Annotated in this window: 13 protein-coding genes and 1 pseudogene; 11 read left to right on the top strand and 3 right to left on the bottom strand. The window is 35.8% G+C overall.

The window, feature by feature from the left end; all coding sequences use genetic code 11:
* The 3 genes and pseudogenes from ACW6OJ_RS00560 to ACW6OJ_RS00550 all read left to right on the top strand — a co-directional run.
* Positions 1 to 610: pseudogene (locus tag ACW6OJ_RS00560) on the top strand (DNA mismatch repair endonuclease MutL); the annotation flags it as partial.
* Between the two features lie 27 nt (positions 611 to 637).
* Complete coding sequence (gene miaA / locus ACW6OJ_RS00555; RefSeq protein ID WP_456095458.1) at positions 638 to 1,594, top strand: tRNA (adenosine(37)-N6)-dimethylallyltransferase MiaA; 957 nt, start codon at positions 638 to 640, stop codon at positions 1,592 to 1,594.
* Positions 1,594 to 2,868: a methionine gamma-lyase family protein gene (locus ACW6OJ_RS00550; protein ID WP_412426869.1), complete on the top strand. Its 1,275-nt coding sequence runs from the start codon at positions 1,594 to 1,596 to the stop codon at positions 2,866 to 2,868. Before miaA ends, ACW6OJ_RS00550 begins: the two co-directional genes overlap by 1 nt.
* A gap of 203 nt (positions 2,869 to 3,071) precedes the next feature.
* Here the strand turns inward: ACW6OJ_RS00550 and ACW6OJ_RS00545 are convergent, their stop codons facing one another.
* Entirely contained in the window at positions 3,072 to 3,569 is a 498-nt protein-coding gene (locus ACW6OJ_RS00545; protein ID WP_293427337.1) for a prolyl-tRNA synthetase associated domain-containing protein, read from the bottom strand.
* 675 nt (positions 3,570 to 4,244) lie between these two features.
* Here ACW6OJ_RS00545 and nrdD point away from each other — a divergent pair.
* The 6 genes from nrdD (at position 4,245) to ACW6OJ_RS00515 (ending at position 10,490) form a co-directional block, all read left to right on the top strand.
* Positions 4,245 to 6,365: an anaerobic ribonucleoside-triphosphate reductase gene (nrdD, locus tag ACW6OJ_RS00540; protein WP_293427340.1), complete on the top strand. Its 2,121-nt coding sequence runs from the start codon at positions 4,245 to 4,247 to the stop codon at positions 6,363 to 6,365.
* A 96-nt stretch (positions 6,366 to 6,461) separates the two neighbouring features.
* Positions 6,462 to 6,965: an anaerobic ribonucleoside-triphosphate reductase activating protein gene (nrdG, locus tag ACW6OJ_RS00535; RefSeq protein WP_455105140.1), complete on the top strand. Its 504-nt coding sequence runs from the start codon at positions 6,462 to 6,464 to the stop codon at positions 6,963 to 6,965.
* Between the two features lie 150 nt (positions 6,966 to 7,115).
* Entirely contained in the window at positions 7,116 to 7,433 is a 318-nt protein-coding gene (locus tag ACW6OJ_RS00530; RefSeq protein ID WP_293427346.1) for a Fe-S cluster assembly protein HesB, read from the top strand.
* A 166-nt stretch (positions 7,434 to 7,599) separates the two neighbouring features.
* The gene (gene trmB, locus ACW6OJ_RS00525; protein WP_456095457.1) at positions 7,600 to 8,433 is read left to right on the top strand and encodes a tRNA (guanosine(46)-N7)-methyltransferase TrmB; all 834 of its coding nucleotides are present in this window, start codon (positions 7,600 to 7,602) and stop codon (positions 8,431 to 8,433) included.
* Between the two features lie 7 nt (positions 8,434 to 8,440).
* Positions 8,441 to 9,259 (top strand): hypothetical protein, encoded by an 819-nt coding sequence (locus ACW6OJ_RS00520; RefSeq protein WP_304083629.1) that lies wholly within the window; start codon positions 8,441 to 8,443, stop codon positions 9,257 to 9,259.
* Positions 9,260 to 9,641: 382 nt separating this feature from the next.
* Complete coding sequence (locus ACW6OJ_RS00515; protein WP_456095456.1) at positions 9,642 to 10,490, top strand: DegV family protein; 849 nt, start codon at positions 9,642 to 9,644, stop codon at positions 10,488 to 10,490.
* 194 nt (positions 10,491 to 10,684) lie between these two features.
* Here ACW6OJ_RS00515 and ACW6OJ_RS00510 read toward each other — a convergent pair whose 3' ends face one another.
* Together ACW6OJ_RS00510 and ACW6OJ_RS00505 are read right to left on the bottom strand one after the other, a co-directional pair.
* On the bottom strand, positions 10,685 to 12,040 hold the full coding sequence (locus ACW6OJ_RS00510) for a citrate/2-methylcitrate synthase (protein ID WP_293429235.1): 1,356 nt from the start codon (positions 12,038 to 12,040) through the stop codon (positions 10,685 to 10,687).
* A 445-nt stretch (positions 12,041 to 12,485) separates the two neighbouring features.
* Positions 12,486 to 13,538 carry a threonine aldolase family protein gene (locus ACW6OJ_RS00505; protein WP_456095455.1) on the bottom strand — a complete coding sequence of 351 codons (1,053 nt, stop codon included), beginning with the start codon at positions 13,536 to 13,538 and terminating at the stop codon, positions 12,486 to 12,488.
* Positions 13,539 to 13,717: 179 nt separating this feature from the next.
* Between ACW6OJ_RS00505 and ACW6OJ_RS00500 the strand changes: the two genes are divergently transcribed.
* Entirely contained in the window at positions 13,718 to 14,857 is a 1,140-nt protein-coding gene (locus ACW6OJ_RS00500) for a tyrosine-type recombinase/integrase (protein WP_455103863.1), read from the top strand.
* Positions 14,858 to 15,007: 150 nt separating this feature from the next.
* Complete coding sequence (lexA, locus tag ACW6OJ_RS00495) at positions 15,008 to 15,643, top strand: transcriptional repressor LexA (protein ID WP_455103862.1); 636 nt, start codon at positions 15,008 to 15,010, stop codon at positions 15,641 to 15,643.
* The last annotated feature ends 62 nt before the right edge of the window (positions 15,644 to 15,705 follow it).

Here is a 15,705-nt window from a genome sequence, read left to right as displayed (position 1 = left end):
CACTTCAATTAGACACGACTTCGATGGACTCAACTATATAGGCATTGTATTCAATACTTATATTCTTTTTTCTAAGTCTGACCAACTATATATGATGGACCAGCACGCAGCCCATGAAAGAGTTAGGTTTGAAATGTACATGAAATCCTTCAAGTCTGATTCCATTAGGGTTCAGTACCTACTAGATCCAATTATAATGGATCTATCTCCAACTGACATGGAAATAGCCACAAGGAATATAGACCTATTCGAAAGGTATGGCTTTATAGTCGAAACCTTTGGACACAAGAATATTAGCGTAAGAGGCTTGCCAAATACTTTTGGAAGGCCGGAATCAGAGAGGTTTATATATGAACTTATAGACAAGTTTTCAGACCTTGAAAAAGCATCTAAAAGAGATAGTATTTATGACAGCAAGTATGACGAAATTGCTGAAATAGCTTGTAAGTCGGCCATAAAGGCTAACGACAAGCTTGATTATAATGAAGTGATTGCCCTTCTAGAGTCACTAAAAAAATGTGACAATCCATATACTTGCCCTCATGGAAGACCTGTTATGGTATCTATGACCAAGTACGATATGGAAAAGATGTTTAAGAGAAAAATGTAGGGGACCTAACCCCAGAAAGGAAAAAGTATGGAAAATATAATACCAATACTTATACTCACAGGTCCTACAGCAGTCGGTAAAACCGACCTCTCCATAAAATTGGCCAAGAGCCTTCATGGTGAAATAATATCTGCAGACTCAATGCAGATTTACAAGTATATGGATATCGGCAGCGCTAAGGTAAGACCTGAAGAAATGGATGGGGTCGTCCACCATATGATTGATATAATTGAACCTGATGAGGATTTCTCTGTATCAGACTTCCAAAATGCCACAAAGTCTATAATAGAGGATATCTATTCAAGGGGCAAACTCCCGATAATCACAGGAGGAACGGGACTTTACCTAAACTCTATCATCTTTAATATGGACTTTGGTCAGTCCCAGGCTGATCCAGGTATAAGGAAGGAGCTGGAAGACATATTAAAGGAAAAGGGGAGCGACTACCTTTATTCAATGCTTGAGGATTTATCACCCCAAACTGCTATGCGTATCCATAAAAACAACTCAAAAAGGCTTATAAGGGCTATTGAGGTCTATAGGTCTGGTGGTCAGCTTGGGGACTTTTCAAGCGACTTGAAACTTAACGAAAATTATCAAGCCCATATTATTGTTCTTAATAGAGATAGGGGCCACCTATATGACCGTATTAACAATAGGGTAGACCTTATGTTTGAACAGGGTCTTCTTGATGAGGTAGAGGCCCTACACAAGATGGGATATACAAAGGAAATTACATCTATGCAGGGAATAGGCTATAAGGAGATTCTAGACTATTTTGAGGGACTAATTAGTCTAGAGGATGCAAAAGCATCCATTAAACAGTCCTCTAGAAGATATGCTAAGAGACAGATAACATGGTTCAAGAGGTATCCAAAGGCCCTATGGCTTGACATTGATAAGGTAAAATCTCTAGATGACCAGTTAAAAATTATAAGAGAATTCATGGCTAGTCAAGGCTTTGAAGAAAAAGGAGAAATATAATGTTAAAAGAAACCGAAGAGCTCTTATTGAGTAAATATGGTATAGATAAGAAAATATTTGACCTGTCCAAGGAGGTCGACCAGGAAATAAAGGCCCAGTTCGATAGGATAAAGGAAATAAGAGAGTACAACCAGTTGAAGGTCTTAAATGCCATGCAGGAAGCCAACCTTAGTGATAACCACTTCAATTGGACTACTGGCTATGGCTATAATGATATTGGCCGTGAAAAATTAGAGGAAATCTATGCCAATGTATTCCATGCTGAGGATGCCCTTGTTAGACCCCAGATAGTAAATGGTACACATGCCCTTTCCCTAACTGTTCAGGGTATAGTTAGGCCTGGAGATGAAATACTATCTATTACCTCTGCACCTTATGATACACTTCAGGGTGTAATTGGGATAAGAGAAGAGAAGGGCTGCCTAAAGGAATTTGGTGTTACCTACAAGCAGGTGGACTTTCTGGAAAATGGAGACATCGACATTGAAGCAGCAAAGGCAGCCATCAGCGAAAAAACTAAGCTAATAATGATTCAGAGGTCAAAGGGCTATGCCTGGAGAAAATCCCTAACTATTATGGATATAAAGGAAGCTATAGAAGCCGTAAAGTCAGTAAAACCTGACCTTATTGTCATGGTTGACAACTGTTATGGTGAATTTCTGGAAACTCTTGAGCCCACTGATGTAGGAGCAGATGTAATGGCTGGGTCTCTAATAAAAAATCCTGGTGGAGGTCTTGCTCTGGCGGGTGGATATATAGTAGGTAGGTCTGATGTAATTGAATTAATTGCCTATAGGTTGACTTGTCCAGGAATTGGTAAAGAATGTGGGCTTACCTTTGGAACTACCAGATCAATACTTCAAGGCTTATTTATAGCACCTTATGTAGTATCTCAGGCTATAATGGGGGCAATCTTTTGTGCAAGACTCTATGAAAAACTTGGCTACAAGGTCAATCCTGCCTACGATGCTGAGAGAAGTGATATTATACAAATTGTCCAGCTTCATAGTGCAGACGAATTGATCAAGTTCTGCGAAGGTGTTCAAGCTGCAGCACCAGTAGATTCATATGTAACACCAGTACCATGGGATATGCCTGGCTATGATGACCAGGTAATTATGGCAGCAGGAGCCTTCGTCCAGGGATCATCAATAGAATTAAGTGCTGATGGACCAATTAGGCCACCTTATAATGTTTATTTCCAAGGCGGTATGACATATGACCACTCAAAAATGGGATCTTTAAAGGCCCTGCAACAGATGAATATCTTATAGTTATGTATTTAAGCGTATAGTGAGTAGCATAAAGAATGTGTCTTATAATGTCTTCTGATTAATCTTAGATTACCTAGAAAATACCTAAGAGCATCTATGTATACAAAGAAAAAGTAAGAAGGATAAATAGTCCTACTTACTTTTTTATTTACGTAAAATTATCTCTACCATATATATTGTTAACCTATCTTAAATATATAAGATTAAAGGTCTATTGTATTTACTACTACTCCTATTGAAGAAAGATATTTCTTTAAACCCTCAAAAGATATATTTACCGTCTTATGGTTTACATTAGGGTGGAAGTTAAGCTGTTGGTCTGTCATAAGGTTCTTATCTAAAAAGAACTGGACCTCTTTGTTTGTATCATTAATAAGAGAGAAGGGATTTACAGATCCTGGCTCAAGCTTTAAAACCTTCATAAGCCTTTGAGGTGATCCAAAGGATAATCTTGTAGAACCTATCTTTGCCCTGATATCAACCATATCTATATCTGCCATATGTTCAGCAGTGATTAGGTAATACTTGTTTCCCTTGGCATTTCTTAAGAAGAGGTTCTTGCACTGAATTCCTGGAGCCCTATCAGCTATCTTATCCATATCTTCAGCTGTAAAAAGGGGTTCATGTTCAATTACCTTATATTCTACACCTAGAGAGTCTAATTTATCATAGACTTGCTGTTCATTTTCTAAAATCTCCATAATATCCTCCTAATTTAATATATATTTACTTACTGCATTATAACACACTTATAGATTATTAGCCACAAACTATAATAATATAAGATAGGATACTCCAATCACTTCATAATGAAACTTTTCTATCACTAAAAGTTGTGGTTTTTACTATTTTCACATGTTTGAAATAGCATATTTAGTAGTTAAGAGCCGGACTTACCCGGTTAAGGAATCAATATATAGTGTTATATATAAAAAATAATAAAAATTTTCACAGTTTTTTCACCTTAATTTATTAATTAATCTTGGTAGCATAAAGTGCAAAAAGTTTAATGCTATATGTTATGATAGTTATGGTACCATACCCAACATTATTATCTAAAGTTTGACTATTTTGCCATCATTTTTAACCTAAAATATGGTCTTGTTTTATTTTCTAAAATGTCTTATACTATATAGCGAAGACACAACATATTGTATCTACAAAAAATATATAATCTATATGTTGTATTTAAATAAAGAATAACACAATATAGTGTATATCAATAGTTCAAGTATATTATATCTGTTTGAAGACATATTTTAAGCAATTTTTTATTAGAAATTTTAAAGACAGATGATTATACTTTTTATTTTTGGATATGGTGATAATGTGTTAGAAATAAATTACGAAGATAAAGATGAAAGTGAGTGAATTATATGTACGCAATTAAGAGAGATGGGACTACTGTTCCTTTTGACCGATCGAAAATAAGAATAGCAATAGAGAAAGCAATGAAAAATGGTAGTGGTCTCTACCATCCAGATATAGCTGAAGCAGTAGCTAGAGACTGCGAAAATCATTTTTTAAAGTTAGATGAAACACCAACAATCTACAAGATAGAAGGTTTTGTATATGATAGACTAATCCACTATAACCATAGTGAAACAGCAAGGGCTTACGAAGGATACAGAGCTGTTCAGCAGTTCAAGAGACAGGTAAATACTACTGACGACTCTATACTTAAGCTGATGAGAAAGTCTAATGAAGACCTTATGATGGAAAACTCAAATAAGAATGCTGTTATATGCTCAACTCAGAGAGACTTGATTGCAGGCGAAGTATCAAAGGATATTGCTAGAAGAAAGCTTATACCACCACATATAGTTCAGGCCCATGATGAGGGTGCTATCCATTGGCACGATATGGATTATACACTACAGCCAATATTCAATTGCTGTCTAATAAACATAGAGGATATGTTAGATAATGGTACTGTTATAAACGAAAAGATGGTAGAAAGTCCAAAGTCATTTTCTACTGCTTGTACAGTAACTACACAGATAATGGCCCAGGTTGCTAGCAACCAGTACGGTGGTCAGAGTATAACTATAAAGCACCTAGCACCGTACCTAAGAAAGACTAAGGACAAGTTCTATAATTTCTACCTAGACAAGTACAAGGACGAAGAACTAGCCCTAGACCTAGCTAACGATATGATGTTAAAGGACCTAAAGGATGGAGTTCAGACTATCAGGTACCAGCTTTCAACCCTGATGACGACAAATGGTCAGGCCCCATTCGCAACTATTTACCTTGAAATCGAAGATGGTAATGAGTACGAAGAGGAAATGGCCCTAATATGCGAAGAGATGATTAAGCAAAGGCTAGAGGGTATGAAGAACTACAAGGGACAAAATGTAGGTGAAGCCTTCCCTAAGCTAGTTTATCTATTGGATGAAAACAACTGCCTTGAAGGTGGAAAATATGACTATATAACAAAGATGGCAGCTGAATGTACTGCTAAGAGACTAGTACCAGACTACCAGAGTGCTAAGATAATGAAAATGAACTATGAAGGTTGTACATTCCCACCAATGGGTTGTAGGTCCCACCTATCTCCATGGAGGGATGAGGATGGCAATTACAAGTGGTACGGAAGATTCAACCAGGGGGTTGTGTCACTAAACCTACCACAGATAGCTATTATTTCAGGTGGTAGAATGGGGCAGTTCTGGAATATACTAGACCAGAGACTAGAGTTGTGTAAGGATGCCCTACTTAGAAGGCATGAAATGCTACTAGGAACACTTTCTGACGTATCACCTATACACTGGCAGCATGGAGCGATAGCTAGGCTTGAAAAGGGCGAAAAAATTGATTCCTTGCTAAAGAATGGATATTCCACACTTTCTCTTGGCTATGTTGGTATATACGAAATGGTTTATGCTATGCTAGGTGTTAGCCATACTACACCAGAAGGAGAAAAGTTTGCCCTAGATGTAATGAGACATATGAAGGATGCATGTGATAGATGGAGAAATGAAACTGGTCTAGGCTTCAGTCTTTATGGAACACCAGCAGAATCTCTAGTTTACAGATTCTGTAGAATAGATAAGGCAAGGTTTGGAGAGATAGAAGGTGTGACAGATAAGCTTTACTATACAAATTCTTACCATGTAAATGTCCTTGAAGAAATAGATGCCTTCAGCAAACTTCAGTTTGAGTCACAGTTCCATGGCATTTCTACTGGTGGCTGTATATCATACATAGAAGTCCCAGATATGACTAGGAATCCAGAGGCTGTAGAGCAGGTAATAAACTTTATCTACCACAATATTCAGTATGCTGAAATTAATACAAAGCCAGATGTATGCTATGAGTGTGGCTATACCGGTGAAATGCAGCTAGATGAAAATCTAGACTGGTATTGTCCTTCTTGTGGTAACAAGGATAGGGACGAAATGCAGGTAATGAGACGTACTTGTGGATATATTGGAACTAATTTTTGGAACAAAGGTAGGACTCAAGAAATTGGAGACAGGGTTTTACACTTATAAGTTTTGATACCAAACATATATAATATATATTATGATATTTGATGGCAAGAGGTTACCTTTTGCCATCTTATTCGTATCTATGATTAAGGAGTAGAGATGAAATACAGTAAGATAAGAAAACTAGATGTAACCAACGGTCCAGGAATCAGGGTAAGTCTGTTTGTTTCTGGTTGTAGTCACAATTGTGAGGGTTGTTTTAACAAGGACCAGCAGGACTTTAATTACGGTGATGACTGGACGGACGAAACTGAAAAATACTTCCTAGACCTTGTATCTAATCCTATGGTTGTGGGCCTAAATATACTTGGAGGAGAGCCTCTTCAGCAAACTATGGACTCTTCATTACTAGATTTACTCAAAAAGGTAAATGGGGCCCATCCAAATAAGGATATATGGTTATGGACTGGGGACATTTTTGAAGATGCTATAAAAAATCCAAAAAAATTAGCCCTTCTTAAAGAGGTAGACGTCCTAATAGATGGCCGATTTGAAATAGACAAGAGGGATATTAAGCTTAAGTATAGGGGATCTAAAAACCAGAGGGTTATTGATGTAAAGGAATCATTGGCTAGCGGTTATCTAGTAGAGTACCCAATATAAGGCTATAATAGACATAAAAACAAATGCAAAATAGTAATTTTTATGATATAATAAGCTTAGTTTTAAAATATATTATTGATTATTTACTTACCTATATGGATATATAATTAATACAAGTAATTAAAATAATGAAAAGTGAGGTATAAAGAAATGAAAGTAGATGCACCACAGCAGGCTATAAATGTTTTAAAAGAAATAATAGCTGAACAGGCAGACCAGCCAGCTTCAGTAAGAATGTATTTTGCTGGAGCAGCTTGTTCTGGACCATCATTTGGTTTAGCTCTAGATGAAAAGAAGGACAGTGACGTATCTTGTGTAGTTGAAGATATTGAATTTATCATGGATGCTCAAGAGTACCAAGAATTCGGCGATATGGTAATACAGGATATGAACAGCGGTTTTAGAGTTATACCTGAAAAGATGAAGGATATGCAGAGCGGTTGTGGAACTTGCTCAGGCTGTCACTAAAATTTGATTTAATTAATACCGTAGACTGTAATCAGACTACGGTATTTTTTTGCCTATTGTAAATGACCATGTTATAATAAAAATATAGAAAGTTAAATTGTCTCTAAGGTCTAATTTAGGTCTAGGGGCTATTACATAACAAACTAATTATATTAAAGGAGTAAGTATGAGAAGACGTAGAGTAAGGGGGGCTGACCAGAAGCTCCTATCATATAAGGACTATATAATAAATGGAATGGTGGGCCAGGTCTTGGAAAGGCATGTTATAGAGGCCTCTGAACCAGAATCTGGGACTTATAAAAGTCCAAAATCTAACTCTTTAACAAGGAATATAGGTGCTAGTCCTATAGGTAGGGAAGACCTTTCTAGGGATTATCTTAACCCCTTTGATAATAGATACTTCATTAAGGACCAAATCTACAATAACCTGGTGGACAAGCACAGGGGTAAGTGGAAGGAAATTTTTGGTAATGATAGGCCAATCCATGTAGAGGTCGGAACCGGAAGGGGCAAGTTTATCACTAGTATGGCCCAGGCCAACAAGGATATAAATTATATTGCTATTGAGATCAAGGAAGAAGTCCTGGTCAAGGCTGTAGAGAAGGCCGACAAATTAAATCTTGATAATATAGTATTCCTATGGGGTAGTGTAGAGCTATTTGACCTATATTTCGCTGATGGAGAACTTGACAGGGTCTATATTAATTTCTGCGATCCATGGCCTAAAAAGAGGAATGCAAAGAGGAGACTTACACATAGTAATTTCCTTGAACTCTATAGGAAGAAGCTAAAGCAGGGTCAAATTCACTTTAAAACAGATAACAGGGACCTATTTGAATTTAGCTTAAACGAAATCTCAGCAAATGACTGGATGCTAAAAAACATATCTCTTGACCTTGCTAATAGTGATTATCAGGGCAACATTACAACTGAGTATGAAGAGAGATTTTTGAACTTAGGCATGCCAATATACAGATTAGAGGCCCTTGATAGGAGGTAGGATTAGGATGGAAAGTCTAGGTAACTATCTTTTAAGCGCCCTAATACTGAGTCTAGAAATACTTTTGGTATTGGGTCTACTTGCCAGCATATTTAGCTTTTTAGGTAAGAAAAACACAACATATATATACAGATGCTTTGGTATGAATGGTCTTGTTTTCACAGGTCTTATAGGTACGGTTGTTCATGAGTTTAGCCATATGCTATTCTGTCTTATCTTTAGGCATCAAATAGTTGAATTCTCCCTATTTAGACCATATAAGAGTAGGTATGATGGTGTAATGGGCTATGTCAACCATAGGTGTGATAGGTCTAGTCCTTATCAAATGGTAGGTAATTTCTTTATCGGTATTGCACCTATAATAGTGGGAACTGGCTGTATGATACTATTAATGCGTATTCTACTGCCAAATGAATTTATGGATAGCTACCAGACCTTTAACCGAAATATGGTCTATATGTCTAATATAAATAGTATAGGTGATTCTTTGAATATCTATATCAATATAGTCATAGCCATAATCCATAATTTAAACCCTCTTATAGGGCATAATTGGCCTAGGTATATAGTATTCATATACATAATGTATTCTATAACTAGCCATATGGACCTTAGCAAGGAGGATATAATCAACAGTAGGTCAGGACTATTTGTATTTGTGATTATGACCTATATAATAAACCTAATTTTTATAGTATTAGGTATAAGGTATCAAATTATATTACTTAAGATCTTGATAAGTGTATTTTCATTTTTGACAGTAGGATTATTTTTTGCATTTACAACTATGATAATTTCTAAGATACTTGATGTGTTTATAGGTTAAGTCGGAGCCCATATAGGATTTGACTTAACCTTTGATACCATAATCTATGTTGAAAGACCTTAGAATGGCCTACAGAGCCTTTCTATAAGGAAGTTTCTATAGAATTCAATCTAGTATAAAAATATAAGTCAAAGGGGTTAGGTAAGCACATATAACTATTCCTTAAATGTATATTTAGGGAATAGTTATATATACTTAAATACGAATAGTGGTCTTTTTGCTTAAATTGGTCAATTTGCCACTTATATTATTTATTAGCTTATAATACTGCCACTTCGATATATTTTTATGATATAATATAAGCTAGTCTTAAATAAACGTGATCAATAAGTTTATTGCCCTAAAATTTCTGGGTAAATAAAAATAATTAGGAGGATTTTTAATGAGTGTAAAAATAGTCGTGGATTCTGCTTCAGAATTCTCTTATGAAGAAGCAAAAGCGTTGGGCCTTTATTTCTGCCCTCTTAGCGTTAGCTTTGGAGATACAGAATATAGGGATAGTATAGATATAGATAATAAAACATTCTATGAAATGTTAGAGGCATCAAAAGACCTTCCTAAGACTAGCCAGGTTGGACCTTTTGCCTTCCAGGAAGCCTTTGAAGAAATTGTTAAAAATGGTCACACAGCCCTTGCAATCACATTGTCTTCTAAGCTATCTGGTACCTATTCTAGTGCAAGACTTGCTGCCCAGTCATTCCCAGGCAAGGTATTTCTCGTTGATAGTTTAAGTGCAACTATAGGCGAGAAAATCCTAGTTCTATATGCCCTTGAGCTTACAAAAACTATAGATGACCCAGAGGAAATTGTAAAGAGATTAGAAGAAAAGCGTGAAAAAATAGGTATATGCTACCTATTAGATACACTTGAATACCTACACAAGGGAGGTAGACTTTCTGCAGCCCAGGCTCTTGCAGGATCCATCCTGTCTCTTAAGCCCCTATGTACATTGACCAATGGTGAGGTTGAGGTCCTAGCCAAAGCTAGGGGTGTAAAAAAAGGTATGGAAAAGTTGGCTGAAGTAATCAAGACAGCTGATGACTACGATCCTGATATGCCGGCTATGCTACTTTATTCAGGTAATGATCCAAAAGGCTTGAATAAGTTTAAGGAATTGTATCCTGATATATTTGGTAAGGATATAGACAGTATACCTGTAGCTGTTATGGGTTCAACAATAGGTACCCATGTAGGACCTGGAACCATTGGACTTGCATTCTTCAAGAAATAGTAATTGGCAATAGTTTTTTAGATATAATAAATATAGGTAGGCAAGCCTTTGATCTTTTTAGATGAAAATGCTCGCCTACCTTTTTATTTTCCATATATTTTATTCTTATTAATCTATATACAAAAGGTATTATATAGACACCTATATTTTCTATATTAATCCTATATAGGGTCTATAGTGGGTATTTTATAATTTTACCTCTCTTCCCTTGGCTTATATTCTTTCGCAACTACGAGACTCTTATAGGCCGGTCTAATTATCTTGTCTGCAGATATCAATTCCTCAATTCTATGGGCAGACCACCCAACTATCCTGGCAATTGCGAATAAAGGTGTGAATAGCTCTCTTGGAATACCAAGCATATCATATACAAATCCACTGTAAAAGTCCACGTTAGGACTGACAGGTTTTAGGGTATTCCTGTACTCCTGTATCAAGCCCGGTGCTATCTTCTCTATATTATTATATAACTTAAGGTCATTACAGTGCTTAGTCTCCTTGGCTAACATTTCGACAAACCTCTTAAATACTACTTCTCTTGGGTCAGATATTGTGTACACTGCATGACCCATACCATAGATTAAGCCCTTCTTATCAAAGGCCTTCTTCTCTAGAATTTTCCTTAGATAAGCCTCTATTTCCGCCTCATTGTCATAATCAGATACATGTTCTTTTATATCATCCATCATATTGATAACCATTAGGTTGGCCCCACCATGCTTCTTTCCCTTTAAGGAAGACATTGCTGCTGCAATAGCTGAATATGTATCAGAACCACTTGATGTTACAACCCTTGTAGTAAATGTAGAGTTATTACCACCACCATGCTCCATATGCAACATTAGAGCTATATCCAAGGCCCTTGCTTCTAGCTTTGAATATTCTCCGTTTGGCCTTAGCATCCTCAATAAGTTTTCAGCTAAAGATAGGTTCTTATCAGGCCTGTGTATATACATAGAATTGTCATTTTCATAGTGGTTATAGGCATGGTAGCCGTATGCAGCCATCATAGGAAAGGTTGCAATAAGCATGATGCACTGTCTTAAAACGTTTTCTAGACTAAGATTATTAAGCTCATCATCATAAGATGAAAGGGTTAATATGCTTCTAGTCATATTGTTCATAATATCTGGTGTAGCGGCCTTCATTATTACATCCCTTGTAAAGGTAGGTGGAAAAGACATGGCATTAGCAATTATTGACTTAAATTCATCCAATTCTTGACTATTAGGTAACTGGCCGAATAACAATAGGTAGGTAGCTTCTTCAAAAATAAATCTCTTTCCCATAGCCCCTTGAACAAGGTCAACAATGTCATAGCCCCTGTACAATAGGAAGCCATCTGTAGGAACCTTTACACCGTCTACAAGCCTTGTACCACCAAGATGAGATATATTTGTAAGGCCCGTTAATACTCCCTGACCTTTTTCATCTCTAAGTCCCCTTTTTACACCATACTTACCAAACAGACTCCTGTCTATACTATCATTTATTTCACATAATTCTTTCTTATTCTCAACATAATTATCTAAACCTTTTATAACGCACATATAAAACACCTCTTTGAATTATTTTTAAATAGTATTTCATTTATTTTTTAATTGCAAATTTAAAAGTATATTTTTCATAAAACAGGAATATGCAATATCTCATGTATTTCAAGCATTTTATACATTGTCAATAAGAAGTAATTGGCTATTACTAGCTTTATATAGAAACATATACTATATAAATTTGCAACTTTTAAATACAATCTTTCTTTAATAATACTATAATCTCTTTTCGTTTTTTTGTCAATATGCAAGTTTTACGAGTGATATTTCATATCATAAATAAAATTAGATAAAAAGAGCCCAGGTAAACATAAAGTATACCTGGACTCTTATATTAGCTCTTAAAAGCTAATTAAATTTACTTTTTTCAGAAAATCGTTAATTTTTAATATTCATTCTATCCTAATTATCTTTTTAATATATTCCTTATACCTTATTCAGATTAAAGTTTTTCAATGGTTTCAAGTATATAATCTATATCTTCCCTCTTTGAAGCCCAGCTTGTACAAAATCTTAGTCCATTTGAATTATCATCTTCATAAGATTCAGTTGTATAACTGATTTTCCTATCATCAAATACCTTCTGCTGGTCTTTAGTCAATATTGGAAATTGCTGATTAGTGTAAGAGTTTGAAAGAAACTTTATATTCTTATTCAAAAAGGCTTCCTTTATTTCCAGTGCATACTTACAAGCCTCTACACTACTCTTTGTATATACATCATCCGTAAATAGGTATTCAAACTGGACACCCAAGAGTCTACCCTTAGCCATTATGGCTCCCTTACTCTTAGATAGACAGGCAAAGCCCTTATTGTATTTGTCATTAGTAAAGCAAACAGCCTCTCCAAACATTGCACCACACTTAGTTCCTCCAATATAGAATACATCAGTATACTTAGCCAAATCCTCAAGGCTAATATCGTTATGGTCTGATGCAAGTGCATAGGATAATCTTGCTCCATCAACAAATAATGGCAAATTGAACCTGTCACAGATTGATTTAATCTCTATCAATTCATCTCTTGTATACAATACTCCCCTCTCTGTTGGGTGGGATATGTATACTGCACCTGGTTGAGCCCTATGCCAATCCCAGTGCCCAAAGAAGTTTGTTAGGTATTTTTCTAAGCTAGCTGGATATAGCTTAGCCTCATCATCAAGAACCTCATCACCATTAGATACGGAGATAACCTTATGCCCGATCCCTTCAATTGCTCCACACTCATGTATATTTACATGCCCGAGTACAGGCGAAACGACGCCCTCATGCGGTCTCATAATTGAAGATAATACAGTTAGATTTGCCTGTGTCCCACCAACGAAATAATGCACATCCAAGTCACTAGACTTACATGCTTGTCTAATTTTTTCAGTCGCACTATCACAATATTCATCTAACCTATACCCGGCTGTCTGCTCCATGTTCGTTTTTACAAGTCTGTCAAGTACGCCTGGCAGGCAGCCTTCTAAATAGTCATTTTCGAATCTTAGCATAAAATTTTCCTCCTGATAATATTTTTTTCTTATCATTTTCTTTATTGACCTATAAATTTAGTCTAATACTAACAAGTAGTAAAAATGATATGCTATAATAGTATATTATATAAAAGAATTTGTCCAGTAATTTTAATAAATTCTGAAAACTTCTTACAATCTAAAGAAAGGTGAACGAAATGGCTAAAAAAATAAATAATAAATCGTCTAAACCGAACAATATTGTAATAAGAGATAGCAATGTTATGGATGAATGTATCTTATTGGAATCACAGCTTCCTTCTTTTATGAAGGACTACTTTATATACTTGAGGGGGGCCGTGGCCGTCACTACCAGAAGGGCATATTTAAATGACATAAAATTTTTCTGTAACTATATAATAGAATCAGGCCTGTATACAAATGCAGAAAACTTATCCGATATAAGCTTGGACGACTTCTCTGAAATAAGTGCAAGGGATATAAATATCTTCCTTGGCGACTACTGTAACCGCTACTATAAGGAGGTTAACTCTGACAGGGTTCTTTATGAAAATAACAATAAGTCCCTAGCAAGAAAAAAATCATCCATCTCTACCCTCTTTAAATTTCTATATAGAAATGGTCAGCTAAAGGATGATATCACAGGAGGCTTTAATCCTATAAAGCTACCTAAACCCCAACCAGATGCTATTAAAAGACTAGAAATAGATGAGGTTGCCACTATGCTTGACGTAGTAGAAAATGGCAATGGTCTTACTGATAAGGAAAGAGATTATTGGCTAAAGACCAAGCTGAGGGATAAGGCAATATTGGTCCTATTTGTAACATATGGTCTTAGGCTAAATGAACTAAGAGAACTTAATATTTCTTCTTTTAATTTTTCTAGAGGAGAATTCATGATTTATAGGAAAAGGGGTAAGGAGGTCCTTATGCCTATAAATCAAGCCTGCGAAAAAGTAGTAAAGGATTATATTGAATATGAGAGACCAAAGTCAAGTGATATAGGAGAGGAAGACCAAGATGCCCTATTCCTATCCCTACAGAAGAAAAGAATGACTGCTAGATCTATTAGGGACCTGGTAAAGAAGTATACATCTATAGCTATGAAAACCACTAGAGACAAGGGTTATAGTCCTCATAAGCTAAGGGCAACAGCTGCTACATCCCTAATAGAAACTGGTTTTTCCATATACGATGTCCAAAACCTTATGGACCATGATAATGTTACCACTACCCAACTATATGCAGCACATAGGAAGAATCTAAAGAGAGATATTGTTGAGAACTTTAACTGGTTAGATGATGACACTCCTCTTGGTAAAAAAAGGGAGGACTAAATATCTTTAATATCTAGATTCCAATTTAATAAACAAGTGAAGAATAAGTAGTCCTATACAATTAAAATATAGGGCTATTTTTTCTTATATAGCCACACCTCTTGAACGTATGTTCTAAGTGTGTTATACTTATAGTATAGGAGGATTGCCATGTACGATAATTTAACTGAAAAAGAGCTTTCTGTACTGAATTTTTTGAAGTCCCATATCAAGGATAGGGGCTACCCACCTTCAGTACGTGAAATTTGTAAAAATCTTGATATCAAGTCTACTTCAACTGTCTTTGCTATTTTGAATACACTTGAAAAAAATAAGTATATTAGAAAGGACCCTAGTAAGACTAGGGCCATTGAAATATTAGACATGAGTGACGAGTCTAATAGGCTAAACTTAAATCCAGAAATAATCAACCTACCACTAGTTGGCAGCATTGCAGCTGGTAGTCCTATTTTAGCCCAAGAGAATATAGAAGACTATATAGGCCTTCCTTCAGCATATATAAAGGGAAAGGACTGCTTTATGCTTAAAATCAAGGGTGATAGTATGGTAGATGTTGGTATAATGGACAAGGACTACATAATAGTTGATGCCGCCGACACCAGGGCTGATAATGGTAAAATTGTCGTAGCCTTGATTAATGGTGAAAGCGCAACTGTTAAAACCATTGAAAAAAAGAATGGCAAGATATGGCTGATACCACAAAATTCTGCCTATGAGCCAATGATCTTTGAACCAGACCAAGTAAAGGTGATGGGTTCAGTGACAGGTGTATTTAGGGTTTATTAAATATCTTACATTAACATATGAGATACGATAAATACAAGGGTGACTTCTTCTTGAAAGACACC

Source organism: Peptostreptococcus sp. (genome assembly GCF_977045075.1).
This window is presented reverse-complemented; position numbering and strand designations above follow the sequence as displayed.

What these genes read in the sequence shown, in the direction of transcription:
- miaA (WP_456095458.1), top strand. Translation starts at nt 638, where the DNA reads ATGGAAAATATAATACCAATACTTATACTCACAGGTCCTACAGCAGTC.
- ACW6OJ_RS00500 (WP_455103863.1), top strand. Translation starts at nt 13,718, where the DNA reads ATGGCTAAAAAAATAAATAATAAATCGTCTAAACCGAACAATATTGTA.
- ACW6OJ_RS00515 (WP_456095456.1), top strand. Translation starts at nt 9,642, where the DNA reads ATGAGTGTAAAAATAGTCGTGGATTCTGCTTCAGAATTCTCTTATGAA.
- nrdD (WP_293427340.1), top strand. Translation starts at nt 4,245, where the DNA reads ATGTACGCAATTAAGAGAGATGGGACTACTGTTCCTTTTGACCGATCG.
- ACW6OJ_RS00545 (WP_293427337.1), bottom strand. Translation starts at nt 3,569, where the DNA reads ATGGAGATTTTAGAAAATGAACAGCAAGTCTATGATAAATTAGACTCT.
- lexA (WP_455103862.1), top strand. Translation starts at nt 15,008, where the DNA reads ATGTACGATAATTTAACTGAAAAAGAGCTTTCTGTACTGAATTTTTTG.
- ACW6OJ_RS00550 (WP_412426869.1), top strand. Translation starts at nt 1,594, where the DNA reads ATGTTAAAAGAAACCGAAGAGCTCTTATTGAGTAAATATGGTATAGAT.
- ACW6OJ_RS00520 (WP_304083629.1), top strand. Translation starts at nt 8,441, where the DNA reads ATGGAAAGTCTAGGTAACTATCTTTTAAGCGCCCTAATACTGAGTCTA.
- trmB (WP_456095457.1), top strand. Translation starts at nt 7,600, where the DNA reads ATGAGAAGACGTAGAGTAAGGGGGGCTGACCAGAAGCTCCTATCATAT.
- ACW6OJ_RS00530 (WP_293427346.1), top strand. Translation starts at nt 7,116, where the DNA reads ATGAAAGTAGATGCACCACAGCAGGCTATAAATGTTTTAAAAGAAATA.
- nrdG (WP_455105140.1), top strand. Translation starts at nt 6,462, where the DNA reads ATGAAATACAGTAAGATAAGAAAACTAGATGTAACCAACGGTCCAGGA.
- ACW6OJ_RS00505 (WP_456095455.1), bottom strand. Translation starts at nt 13,538, where the DNA reads ATGCTAAGATTCGAAAATGACTATTTAGAAGGCTGCCTGCCAGGCGTA.
- ACW6OJ_RS00510 (WP_293429235.1), bottom strand. Translation starts at nt 12,040, where the DNA reads ATGTGCGTTATAAAAGGTTTAGATAATTATGTTGAGAATAAGAAAGAA.